Origin of the sequence: Ensifer sesbaniae, from assembly GCF_013283665.1 — a bacterium.
GTDB classification, from domain to species: Bacteria; Pseudomonadota; Alphaproteobacteria; order Rhizobiales; family Rhizobiaceae; genus Ensifer; species Ensifer sesbaniae.
The window spans coordinates 1642943-1655706 of the sequence record NZ_JABEKU010000001.1 but is presented as its reverse complement, the minus strand read 5'-3'; the positions used below and the strand labels follow the sequence as shown (position 1 = coordinate 1655706).

Annotated in this window: 6 protein-coding genes; 1 reads left to right on the top strand and 5 read right to left on the bottom strand. The window is 60.3% G+C overall.

The features are described from left to right. Positions 1–65: 65 nt before the first annotated feature. The 3 genes from fusA to rpsL form a co-directional block, all read right to left on the bottom strand. Positions 66–2165: an elongation factor G gene (gene fusA, locus BHMPCIPO_RS07955; protein WP_173516251.1), complete on the bottom strand. Its 2100-nt coding sequence runs from the start codon at positions 2163–2165 to the stop codon at positions 66–68. A gap of 33 nt (positions 2166–2198) precedes the next feature. Beyond that, the gene (gene rpsG / locus BHMPCIPO_RS07950; protein WP_173516250.1) at positions 2199–2669 is read right to left on the bottom strand and encodes a 30S ribosomal protein S7; all 471 of its coding nucleotides are present in this window, start codon (positions 2667–2669) and stop codon (positions 2199–2201) included. Between the two features lie 77 nt (positions 2670–2746). Next, on the bottom strand, positions 2747–3118 hold the full coding sequence (rpsL, locus tag BHMPCIPO_RS07945) for a 30S ribosomal protein S12 (protein ID WP_003507760.1): 372 nt from the start codon (positions 3116–3118) through the stop codon (positions 2747–2749). 564 nt (positions 3119–3682) lie between these two features. Here rpsL and BHMPCIPO_RS07940 point away from each other — a divergent pair. Continuing rightward, on the top strand, positions 3683–3979 hold the full coding sequence (locus BHMPCIPO_RS07940) for a transcriptional regulator (RefSeq protein WP_173516249.1): 297 nt from the start codon (positions 3683–3685) through the stop codon (positions 3977–3979). Between the two features lie 134 nt (positions 3980–4113). Here the strand turns inward: BHMPCIPO_RS07940 and rpoC are convergent, their stop codons facing one another. Continuing rightward, on the bottom strand, positions 4114–8319 hold the full coding sequence (rpoC, locus tag BHMPCIPO_RS07935; protein WP_173516248.1) for a DNA-directed RNA polymerase subunit beta': 4206 nt from the start codon (positions 8317–8319) through the stop codon (positions 4114–4116). A gap of 182 nt (positions 8320–8501) precedes the next feature. Beyond that, positions 8502–12641, bottom strand: coding sequence for a DNA-directed RNA polymerase subunit beta (gene rpoB, locus BHMPCIPO_RS07930; RefSeq protein WP_173516247.1), 4140 nt, complete (start codon positions 12639–12641; stop codon positions 8502–8504). Positions 12642–12764 lie beyond the last annotated feature (123 nt).

Here is a 12764-nt window from a genome sequence, read left to right as displayed (position 1 = left end):
CTCTCCGTTTTCTATCCCCTCTCGGGGAAAACTTTCTATCTGCTTTCAGCGTGTCGGTATTCCGGTCACTTCTGACCGGAATACTTTGCCTGGATTTCCTGTGCGACGTTCGACGGGACCGGCGCGTAGTGATCGAAGGTCATCGTGTACTGCGCACGACCCTGCGACATCGAGCGCAGGTTGTCGACGTACTTGAACATGTTCGCCAGCGGAACGTTTGCGTTGATCACAACGGCAACGCCACGCGATTCCTGGCCCTGGATCTGGCCACGGCGGGAGTTCAGGTCGCCGATAACGTCGCCGACGTAGTCTTCCGGCGTTACGACTTCTACCTTCATCATCGGCTCGAGCAGCTGTGCGCCAGCCTTCTTGGCTGCTTCACGGAAGCAAGCACGGGAAGCGATTTCGAAGGCGAGGACCGACGAGTCGACGTCGTGGAATGCACCGTCCACGAGCGTCGCCTTGACGCCCAGCATCGGGAAGCCAGCAAGCGGACCCGAGGACAGAACGCTTTCGATACCCTTCTGAACGCCCGGGATGTATTCCTTCGGAACAGCACCGCCGACGATCTTGGATTCGAAGACGAAATCGTCGCCGTCCGGGTTCGGTTCGAACACGAGCTTGACGCGCGCAAACTGACCGGTACCACCGGACTGCTTCTTGTGCGTGTAGTCTTCTTCGTGCTGACGCGTGATCGTTTCGCGGTAAGCAACCTGCGGTGCACCAACGTTGGCTTCAACCTTGAACTCGCGACGCATGCGGTCGACGATGATGTCGAGGTGAAGCTCACCCATGCCGGCGATGATCGTCTGGCCGGATTCCTGGTCGGTCTTGACGCGGAACGACGGATCTTCGGCCGCCAGGCGGTTGAGCGCGAGGCCCATCTTTTCCTGGTCGCCCTTGGACTTCGGCTCGATCGCGATCTGGATAACCGGCTCCGGGAATTCCATACGCTCGAGAACGACCGGCTTCAGCGGATCGCAGAGCGTGTCACCCGTCGTGGTTTCCTTGAGGCCGGCGAGAGCAACGATGTCGCCTGCGAAGGCTTCTTCGATGTCTTCACGCGAGTTCGAGTGCATCTGCAGCATACGGCCGACGCGCTCGCGCTTGTCCTTGACCGTGTTCATGACCGACGAGCCCTTTTCGAGCTTGCCCGAGTAGATGCGGGCGAAGGTCAGCGAGCCGACGAAGGGGTCGTTCATGATCTTGAACGCGAGCATCGCGAGCGGCTCGGCATCGTCAGCATGACGCTCGATTTCAGCTTCGGTCTTGACGTCGATGCCCTTGATGGCCGGAATATCGACCGGCGACGGCAGGTAGTCGACGACGGCGTCGAGAAGCGGCTGAACGCCCTTGTTCTTGAACGCGGTGCCGCAGAACATCGGGTGGAACTTCACGTCGATGGTGCCGCGGCGAACGAGTTCGCGGATCTTGTCGTTCGAGGGCATGTTGCCTTCGAGGTAGGCCTCCATCGCGGCTTCGTCGATCTCGACAACGGTCTCGATCAGCTTTTCGCGATATTCTTCGGCCTTATCCTTCAAGTCGTCCGGGATCTCGACGACGTCCCACTGGGCGCCGAGCGATTCATCGCGCCAGACAAGAGCGTTCATCTCGATCAGGTCGACGACGCCCTTGAAGTCGCTTTCAGCGCCGATCGGCAATTGCATGACGACGGCGGTCGCTCCGAGACGGGTCTTGATCATTTCGACCGAGCGGTAGAAGTCGGCGCCGGTCTTGTCCATCTTGTTGCAGAAGATCATGCGCGGAACATGATACTTCTCAGCCTGACGCCAGACGGTTTCCGTCTGCGGCTCAACGCCGGCGTTGGCGTCGAGCAGCGCGATGGCGCCGTCGAGAACGCGCAGCGAACGCTCGACTTCGATGGTGAAGTCAACGTGGCCGGGGGTGTCGATGATGTTGAAGCGGCGGGTCTTGCCGTCGCGACCCTTCCAGAAGGTCGTCGTAGCAGCGGACGTGATGGTGATGCCGCGTTCCTGCTCCTGCTCCATCCAGTCCATGGTAGCGGCGCCGTCGTGGACTTCGCCGATCTTGTGGGACTTGCCGGTGTAGTAGAGGATGCGCTCGGTCGTCGTGGTCTTGCCAGCGTCGATGTGCGCCATGATACCGAAGTTACGGTAGTCTTCGATTTTATATTCGCGTGCCATAGTGGACTGCCTCTCGAGACGTTCGCGCCAGAATTACCAGCGATAATGCGAGAACGCACGGTTGGCATCAGCCATCTTGTGCGTGTCTTCGCGCTTCTTCACGGCGCTACCACGGTTGTTCGCTGCGTCCATGAGTTCGCCGCAGAGGCGATCGACCATGGTCGTCTCGTTACGCTTGCGTGCGGCCGCAATCAGCCAACGGATGGCGAGGGCCTGGCGACGCTCCGGACGAACATCGACCGGAACCTGGTAAGTAGCACCACCGACGCGGCGCGAACGCACTTCAACGTGCGGCGCAATGTTGTCGAGCGCGGAATGGAATACGGTGATCGGCTCCTGCTTCAGCTTAGCCTGGACCGCATCGAATGCGCCGTAAACAATGCTTTCCGCTACGGACTTCTTGCCGTGCAGCATGATTGCGTTCATGAATTTCGTGACAACCAGATCACCGAACTTCGGATCCGGGTTGATCTCACGCTTTTCTGCTCTATGACGTCGGGACATACTTCTCGTCTCTTTAACTGTTTCAGCGCTTTACCACGCGGAGGACCTCGCGCAGCGCCAGGATTTTCAAAACCGAATTACTTCGGACGCTTCGCACCGTACTTCGAACGGCGCTGCTTGCGGTTCTTAACGCCCTGCGTATCGAGAACGCCACGGATGATGTGGTAACGAACACCCGGAAGGTCCTTAACACGGCCGCCGCGGATCATAACAACCGAGTGTTCCTGAAGGTTGTGACCTTCACCCGGAATGTAGCCGATGACTTCAAAGCCGTTCGTCAGACGAATCTTGGCAACCTTACGGAGCGCCGAGTTCGGCTTCTTCGGGGTCGTCGTGTAAACGCGGGTGCAAACGCCACGCTTCTGCGGGTTTTCCTGCAGAGCAGGAACCTTGTTGCGCTTTACCTGTGCCTGACGAGGCTTGCGGATCAGCTGGTTTACGGTAGGCATATACCCATCCCTTGCAAAATCTTGTCACGTTACCCTTGCGGGCGGATCGTTGCCGTCGCCGGCAGTTTCGAACGCCTCATGAAATGCGCAAAACAGGGGCCGATCCGCCTTTCCGCAGATGGCCCCAAATAAAGCAGAGGACGCACTATCGTGCGCGTCGTGCGTGCAGCATTGTAGTCGTCAGCGTGCGTTTCGAACCTTGTTTGAGGCGAACTCCAGAACGCGACGTTCCGAACCAGCCAGCCTCACATGGGCTCCGATGCGGCGGGGTGTACTGATTTCAAGGCCAACAGTCAAGGGCAATTAAGAAATATTCTATCGCCCGCAGGCCTGACATGCCTGCAAAACCAGGCTTTTGCACATGGTTTCGCACCCGGCGCTCGCCTCTTTGACCCTTCAGCAGCCGGAGTGTCCGACAGGGTTAAGGAATCGGCAACCACTTTGTGGGGGTTTTCCACCGTCTTCGAGTCGGCCGCCCGAGATGCGCTCCGGCTGCGCCGCATTTCCATCGCCTTGGACAAAAAAGGGCGCTAAGGTCGCGCCAGCCAAACGAAAGGAAACAAAATGGCCGTCACCCCAGACAACGACAATGCCCCGGACGAACCGATGGTGTTCATCATCATCGGCAAGGCCTATGAGACCGACGGCGACGAAGACGGCGTGGACATTCACGTGATGCTCAAGGCGCCCGACGACGATACCGCCGTTCGCGAAGCACTGAACGCCCTTGCCGAAGAGGGTTTTCTCGAGGCTGATCTGGACCAGATCGGGACACTGACCGAGGTGCCGAACGAAGAGCCTCACGCCTCCGCCTACCAAGGCGCACTCGAAGGCGAAGTGGCGATCATCCGCTTCAGTTGAGCTTTACGGGCAAGCGACCTTCGCCCTCGCCGCTTGCGCGCGGGCCGCACCTCCCCAAAAGAAGAAGCCGCCGAGAGCTATCTCGGCGGCTTCTTCTTTGTCTGGACAGAGGGCGGAAGCCCGCCCTCCCCCGTTTATTCGGCTGCTGCGTTCTCGTTGGCGAGATCGGCCAGCATCGGCGTTGCGGCCTCCGCACCCGTGCCGCGACGACGCTCTTCCAGGATCATTTCGTCGCGCGCGGTTGCGATGCGGCGAATCTGGGTCATCGTGCCACCGGTACCGGCCGGGATCAGACGGCCGACGATGACGTTTTCCTTCAGGCCCTGCAGGCCGTCCGTTTTGCCGGCGATCGCCGCTTCGGTCAGGACCTTGGTGGTTTCCTGGAACGAAGCTGCCGAGATGAAGGACGGTGTCTGCAGCGACGCCTTGGTGATGCCAAGCAGGACCGGATCGCCGTATGCCGGCTTCTTGCCCTGTTCGATCAGGCTGTCATTGACGTCTTCGAGTTCGATACGATCGACGTTGTCACCGACGATGTAGGTCGAGTCGCCGGCATCGGTGATTTCCACCTTCTGCAGCATCTGGCGAACGATGACTTCGATGTGCTTATCGTTGATCACAACGCCCTGCAGTCGGTAGACTTCCTGGATTTCGTTGACCAGGTAGGAAGCAAGTGCTTCCACGCCCTTGATCGCCAGAATGTCGTGCGGCGCTGGGTTGCCATCGAGGATGTAGTCGCCCTTTTCGATGTAGTCGCCGTCCTGAAGATGGAAGGGCTTGCCCTTCGGGATCAGGTACTCGACCGGCTCGACACCGTCTTCCGCCGGCTCGATCAGAACGCGACGCTTGTTCTTGTAGTCGCGGCCGAAGCGAACGGTACCATCGATCTCGGCGATAATGGCGTGATCCTTCGGACGACGTGCTTCGAACAGTTCGGCAACGCGCGGCAGACCACCGGTGATGTCCTTGGTCTTGGCGCTTTCGAGCGGCGAACGGGCGAGAACGTCACCCTGGCTTACCTTCTGGCCGGGTTCGACCGAGAGGATCGCGTCAACCGAGAGCATGAACCGGGCTTCGCCGCCGCGCGACAGCTTGGCAACTGCACCGTTCTTGTCCTTGATAACGATCGCCGGCTTGAGATCCGAGCCGCGCGGCGTCGAACGCCAGTCGATAACCTGACGCTTGGTGATGCCGGTGGATTCGTCGGTCGCTTCGAGCACCGAGATGCCGTCGACGACGTCTTCGAAGTGAACGGTACCCTCCACTTCCGTCATCATCGGACGGGTGTAGGGATCCCACTCGGCGAGACGCTGACCGCGCTTCACCTTGTCGCCATCGTCGACGAGGATCTTCGAACCATAGGCAACGCGCTGCGAAGAACGCTCTACGCCGCGCTCGTCGAGGATCTGGATCGCCATGTTGCGGCCCATCGCGACGAGAACGCCCTCCGAGTTGCGCAGCATGTTGCGGTTCTTGATCTGGATCGTACCTTCGTAGGACGCTTCCAGGAACGACTGGTCGACCACGGTCGCGGTACCGCCCAAGTGGAAGGTACGCATGGTGAGCTGGGTGCCGGGCTCACCGATCGACTGAGCTGCAATAACGCCAACCGCTTCGCCCATGTTGACCGGCGTACCACGCGCCAGGTCGCGACCGTAGCAGACGCCGCAGACGCCGGTCTGGATTTCGCAGGTCAGCGCCGAGCGGATACGGATCGACTGGATGCCAGCCTTCTCGATCTCGATGACATCTGCCTCCAGGATCATCTTGCCGGCATCGACGATGCGAGCGCCGGTCACCGGGTGATCGATATCGTCCAGGGCCGTGCGGCCGAGGATACGTGCACCGAGCGATGCCACGACCTGACCGGCATCGACGATGGCCGTCATGGTCAGACCCTTGTCGGTACCGCAGTCGACGGAGTTGACGATGCAATCCTGCGCCACGTCGACGAGACGGCGGGTCAGGTAACCGGAGTTCGCGGTCTTCAAGGCGGTGTCGGCAAGACCCTTACGGGCGCCGTGCGTCGAGTTGAAGTACTCGTTCACGGTCAGGCCTTCCTTGAAGTTCGAGATGATCGGCGTCTCGATGATTTCACCCGACGGCTTGGCCATCAGGCCGCGCATACCGCCCAGCTGACGCATCTGGTTCGGAGAACCACGAGCACCCGAGTGCGACATCATGTAGATCGAGTTCATCGGTTTCTGGCGACCATTGTCGTCGAACTCGACCGCCTTGATGCGTGCCATCATCTCGTCGGCGACCTTTTCCGTCGCCTTGCCCCAGGCATCGACAACCTTGTTGTACTTCTCGCCCTGGGTGATGAGACCGTCGTTGTACTGCTGCTCGTATTCCTTCACCAGCGCTTCGGTGTCACCGACGATCTTCGCCTTGGTGTCCGGAATGACCATGTCGTCCTTGCCGAACGAAATGCCGGCGCGGCAGGCATGGGCGAAGCCGAGCTGCATGATGCGGTCGCAGAAGATGACCGTGTCCTTCTGGCCGCAATGACGGTAGACCGTGTCGATCATCTTGGAGATGTTCTTCTTGGTCATTTCCTGGTTGCAGATGTCGAACGGAATGTTCGGGTTCTTCGGCAGCAGTTCGCCGATGATCATGCGGCCAGGCGTCGTTTCGTAGATCTTCGAAACCGGGTTGCCCTCGGCGTCGACGGTCTTGTAGCGACCGCGGATCTTGGCGTGCAGCGTCACAGCCTTGGTTTCGAGCGCATGATGCAGCTCGCCCATGTCCGAGAACGCCATGCCTTCGCCCGGCTCGTTCTGGTTCAGGATCGACAAGTAGTAGAGACCGAGAACCATGTCCTGCGACGGAACGATGATCGGCGCGCCGTTTGCCGGGTGCAAAATGTTGTTCGTCGACATCATCAGCACGCGGGCTTCGAGCTGCGCTTCGAGCGACAACGGCACGTGAACGGCCATCTGGTCGCCGTCGAAGTCGGCGTTGAAGGCCGTGCAGACGAGCGGGTGCAGTTGGATCGCCTTGCCTTCGACGAGCGTCGGTTCGAAGGCCTGGATGCCCAGGCGGTGCAGCGTCGGCGCACGGTTCAGCAGAACCGGATGCTCGCGGATGACCTCGTCGAGGATATCCCAGACTTCGGGCTTTTCCTTCTCGACGAGCTTCTTGGCCTGCTTCACCGTCGAGGAGAAGCCCTTGGCGTCAAGCCGCGCATAGATGAACGGCTTGAACAGCTCGAGTGCCATCTTCTTCGGAAGACCGCACTGATGCAGCTTCAGTTCCGGACCGGTCACGATGACCGAACGGCCGGAATAGTCGACGCGCTTGCCGAGCAGGTTCTGACGGAAGCGGCCCTGCTTGCCCTTCAGCATGTCGGACAGCGACTTCAGCGGGCGCTTGTTGGCGCCGGTGATGACGCGGCCGCGACGGCCGTTGTCGAACAGCGCATCGACAGATTCCTGCAGCATGCGCTTTTCGTTGCGGATGATGATGCCCGGAGCACGCAGTTCGATCAGGCGCTTCAGACGGTTATTACGGTTGATGACGCGGCGATAGAGATCGTTCAAATCCGACGTCGCGAAACGGCCGCCGTCGAGGGGGACGAGCGGACGCAGATCCGGCGGGATCACCGGAACGACCTTCATGATCATCCATTCCGGCCGGTTACCGGATTCCATGAAGTTTTCGACGATCTTCAGCCGCTTCATCAGCTTCTTCTGCTTCAGATCCGAGGTCGTCTCCGCGAGCTCGGTGCGCAGATCGCCGGCGATCTTCTCCAGGTTCATCGAAGCGAGCATTTCATAGATCGCTTCAGCGCCGATCATGGCGGTGAACTGATCTTCGCCGAACTCATCGACGGCGAGCATGTAGTCTTCTTCGCTGAGAAGCTGATTTTCCTTCAGCGACGTCAGACCGGGCTCGGTGACAATGTAGTTCTCGAAGTACAGAACGCGCTCGACATCCTTCAGCGTCATGTCGAGCAGCGTCGCGATGCGGCTCGGCAGGGACTTCAGGAACCAGATATGGGCAACCGGAGCAGCGAGCTCGATATGGCCCATGCGCTCACGGCGAACGCGCGACAGCGTGACTTCGACGCCGCACTTTTCGCAGATGATGCCCTTGTACTTCATGCGCTTGTACTTGCCGCACAGGCACTCGTAGTCCTTGATCGGGCCAAAGATGCGCGCGCAGAACAGACCGTCGCGTTCCGGCTTGAACGTGCGGTAGTTGATCGTCTCCGGTTTCTTGATCTCACCGTAAGACCAGGAAAGAATCTTCTCCGGCGACGCGATCGAAATCCGGATGGAATCGAAGGTCTGTGCAGGCACCTGCGGATTGAAAAGATTCATGACCTCTTGGTTCATGCCTGTCTCCTTTACGGGCTTTACGCCCTGAGCTTGGCGAGGGTGCCGACAAATCCCGGGCGCCGGCCCCTGCCCCTTAAACAGCTAAAACCGCATTGGCTGCGGCTCTGTTCCTTCCGAAGACTGAGCGTCTCCAGGCGGAAACGGTGCGCGCCGCATCGCGGCACGCACCTTGGGTCTCTTTACTCGGCTGCGTGCGGCAACTGTGCCGCGCCAGCCTCGTCGACCTTCGAGTTTTCGAGCTCGACCGAAAGGCCCAGCGAGCGCATTTCCTTGACGAGAACGTTGAAGCTCTCCGGAATGCCCGCCTCGAAGGTGTCGTCGCCACGGACGATCGCTTCGTAGACCTTGGTACGACCAGCGACGTCGTCCGACTTGACCGTCAGCATCTCCTGCAGGGTGTAGGCCGCGCCGTAAGCTTCCAGCGCCCAGACCTCCATTTCCCCGAAGCGCTGACCGCCGAACTGCGCCTTACCGCCCAGCGGCTGCTGGGTGACGAGCGAGTACGGTCCGATCGAACGGGCGTGGATCTTGTCGTCGACCAGGTGGTTGAGCTTCAGCATGTAGATGTAGCCCACGGTCACCTGGCGGTCGAACTGATCGCCGGTACGGCCGTCGTAGAGCGTCGACTGGCCGGTCACCTTGAGGCCGGCCTTGGCCAGCATCTCGTTGACGTCGGCTTCGACTGCACCGTCGAAGACCGGAGTCGCGATCGACACGCCGCGGCGGGTCTGCTCGGCCAGGCGCACAATCGACTCGTCGTCGTACTGCTTGATCGGCTCGCCCTTTGGACCGGATCCGATGACATCGTCGATGGTCGCGCGCAGCGGCTTGATGTCGCCACTCTCGTGGTAGGCATCGAGCATCGCGCCGATCTTCTTGCCCATGCCGGCGCAAGCCCAGCCGAGATGGGTTTCGAGGATCTGGCCGACGTTCATGCGCGACGGAACGCCGAGCGGGTTCAGAACGACGTCGACATGCGTGCCGTCTTCCAGGAACGGCATGTCTTCGATCGGCACGATACGCGACACGACACCCTTGTTGCCGTGACGGCCGGCCATCTTGTCGCCCGGCTGGATCTTGCGCTTAACAGCAACGAAGACCTTGACCATCTTCATGACGCCCGGAGGCATTTCGTCGCCACGCTGGACCTTTTCGACCTTGTCCATGAAGCGCTGCTCAAGGCGCGACTTGGACTCGTCGTACTGGGCGCGCAGAGCTTCGATCTCGCCCTGAGCCTTTTCGTCTTCGACGGCGAACATCCACCACTGCGAGCGGGGGTATTCACTGACGACGAGGTTCGAAAGCTCGGTGCCCTTCTTGAAGCCCTTCGGGCCGGCAACGGCCGTATGGCCGCGCAGCATGTCGACGAGACGTGCGTAGACGTTGCGATCGAGGATCGCCTGCTCGTCGTCGCGGTCCTTGGCGAGGCGTTCGATTTCCTCGCGCTCGATCGCCATCGCGCGCTCGTCCTTTTCAACGCCGTGGCGGTTGAAGACGCGAACTTCGACGACGGTACCGAAGGTGCCCGGAGGCATGCGCATCGAGGTGTCGCGGACGTCGGAGGCCTTTTCACCGAAGATGGCGCGCAAAAGCTTTTCTTCCGGCGTCATCGGGCTTTCGCCCTTCGGCGTGATCTTGCCGACGAGGATGTCACCCGGCTGAACCTCAGCACCGATATAAACGATACCGGCTTCGTCGAGGTTGCGCAGCGCTTCTTCCGAAACGTTCGGAATGTCGCGGGTGATTTCTTCCGGCCCCAGCTTGGTGTCGCGCGCCATCACTTCGAATTCTTCGATGTGGATGGACGTGAACACGTCGTCGCGCACGATCCGCTCGGAGAGCAGGATCGAGTCTTCGTAGTTGTAGCCGTTCCACGGCATGAACGCGACGAGCGCGTTGCGGCCGAGAGCCAGGTCACCGAGGTCGGTCGACGGACCGTCAGCGATGATGTCGCCCTTGTTCAGGACGTCGCCGACGGTCACCAGCGGGCGCTGGTTGACGCAGGTGTTCTGGTTCGAACGCTGGAACTTCTGCAGACGATAGATATCGACGCCCGACTTCGACGGATCGAGGTCTTCGGTGGCGCGGATAACGATACGGGTCGCGTCAACCTGGTCGACGACGCCGCCACGACGGGCTGCAATCGCCGCGCCGGAGTCGCGGGCAACGACCGGCTCCATGCCGGTACCGACGAACGGTGCTTCGGCGCGCAGCAGCGGCACGGCCTGACGCTGCATGTTCGAGCCCATCAGTGCGCGGTTGGCGTCGTCGTTCTCGAGGAACGGGATGAGCGCGGCTGCGACCGAAACGAGCTGCTTCGGCGAAACGTCCATCAGATTGATGTTGTCGCGCGGCGCCAGCATAACTTCACCGGCGTGACGGCAAACGACGAACTCTTCAGCGAAGGAGCCATCACCCTCGAGAACCGAGTTTGCCTGGGCAACGTGATACTTCGCCTCTTCCATCGCCGAGAGATAGACGACGTCGTTCGTCACCTTGCCGTCGACGATCTTGCGGTACGGGCTTTCGATGAATCCGTACTTGTTGACGCGGGCGAAGGTTGCGAGCGAGTTGATCAGACCGATGTTCGGGCCTTCCGGCGTTTCGATCGGGCAAATACGGCCGTAGTGGGTCGGGTGAACGTCGCGGACTTCGAAGCCGGCGCGCTCGCGGGTCAGACCACCCGGGCCAAGTGCCGAGAGACGGCGCTTGTGGGTGATTTCCGAAAGCGGGTTCACCTGGTCCATGAACTGCGACAGCTGCGAGGAGCCGAAGAATTCGCGAACGGCAGCAGCGGCCGGCTTCGCGTTGATCAGATCCTGCGGCATGACCGTGTCGATCTCGATCGAGGACATGCGTTCCTTGATCGCGCGCTCCATGCGGAGCAGGCCGAGACGGTACTGGTTCTCCATGAGCTCGCCGACCGAACGAACACGGCGGTTGCCGAGGTTGTCGATGTCGTCGATCTCGCCCTTGCCGTCGCGCAGTTCGACGAGCATCTTGACGACCGCCAAGATGTCTTCCTTGCGCAGGATGCGCACGGTGTCGGCGACTTCGAGGTCGAGGCGCATGTTCATCTTGACGCGACCGACGGCCGAAAGGTCGTAGCGCTCGGCATCGAAGAACAGCGTGTTAAACATGGCTTCCGCGGAATCCATGGTCGGCGGTTCACCCGGACGCATCACGCGATAGATGTCGAACAGGGCGTCCTGACGGTTCTCGTTCTTGTCGGCCGCGAGCGTGTTGCGGATGTAGGCACCGACATTGATATGGTCGATGTCGAGAACCGGGATCTCGTCGAAACCGGCCGAGAGGATGACCGGAAGGGTCTTCTCGTCGATCTCGTCGCCGGCTTCGAGGTAGATCTCACCGGTGGCGAAATTGACGACGTCTTCGGCAAGGTAGTTGCCGTAGAGATCATCGTCGGTCGCCTTGAGCGCCTTCAGGCCCTTTTCCTGCAACTGACGGAGCAGGCGCGGGGTCAGCTTCTTGCCGGCCTCGACAACGACTTCGCCGGTGTCGGCGTCGATCATATCGGTGATGGCCTTCTGGCCCTTGAGCGCATCCGGTTGGAACGGCACGCGCCAGCCTTCGCCGTCGCGCTGGTAGAGCGACTTCGTGTAGAAGGTGTCGAGGATTTCCTCGCCGTCCATGCCGAGTGCCATCAGCAGCGACGTCACCGGAATCTTGCGGCGGCGGTCGATACGGGCATGCACGATGTCCTTGGCGTCGAACTCGATGTCGAGCCAGGAGCCGCGGTAAGGAATGACGCGAGCTGCGAAGAGCAGCTTGCCCGACGAATGGCTCTTGCCCTTGTCGTGGTCGAAGAAGACGCCCGGCGAACGGTGCATCTGCGAAACGATAACACGCTCGGTACCATTGACGATGAAGGTACCGTTGTCGGTCATGAGCGGCATGTCGCCCATGTAGACGTTCTGTTCCTTGATGTCCTTGATCGACTTCGCGCCGGTATCCTCGTCAATATCGAACACGATGAGACGCAGCGTCACCTTGAGCGGCGCTGCGTAGGTCAGATCGCGCTGACGGCATTCTTCGACGTCGAACTTCGGCGGCTCGAATTCGTAGGACACGAACTCCAGCATCGATGCGCCCGAGAAATCCTTGATCGGGAAAACGGACTTGAAAACAGCTTGGAGCCCCTCGTCAGGGCGACCGCCCTTGGGCTCTTCAACCATCAGAAACTGGTCGTAGGACGCCTTCTGAACCTCGATGAGGTTCGGCATTTCTGCGACTTCTGGAATTTTACCAAAAAACTTGCGTACGCGCCTGCGACCGTTAAACGAAAGGGTCTGAGCCATCGTCGCTCCTTGTCAATCTTGCATCCGGGCCTGCAACGGACGGGAACCGATGGCCAGTCGATCCCGTCAATCAATGAGTAGTCCAATCTCGTCCAGCTAACGAAAAACGCTCAGCGCGGATTG

Coding starts and splice junctions, on each gene's coding strand:
- fusA (WP_173516251.1), bottom strand. CDS start 2,165: ATGGCACGCGAATATAAAATCGAAGACTACCGTAACTTCGGTATCATG.
- rpsG (WP_173516250.1), bottom strand. CDS start 2,669: ATGTCCCGACGTCATAGAGCAGAAAAGCGTGAGATCAACCCGGATCCG.
- rpsL (WP_003507760.1), bottom strand. CDS start 3,118: ATGCCTACCGTAAACCAGCTGATCCGCAAGCCTCGTCAGGCACAGGTA.
- BHMPCIPO_RS07940 (WP_173516249.1), top strand. CDS start 3,683: ATGGCCGTCACCCCAGACAACGACAATGCCCCGGACGAACCGATGGTG.
- rpoC (WP_173516248.1), bottom strand. CDS start 8,319: ATGAACCAAGAGGTCATGAATCTTTTCAATCCGCAGGTGCCTGCACAG.
- rpoB (WP_173516247.1), bottom strand. CDS start 12,641: ATGGCTCAGACCCTTTCGTTTAACGGTCGCAGGCGCGTACGCAAGTTT.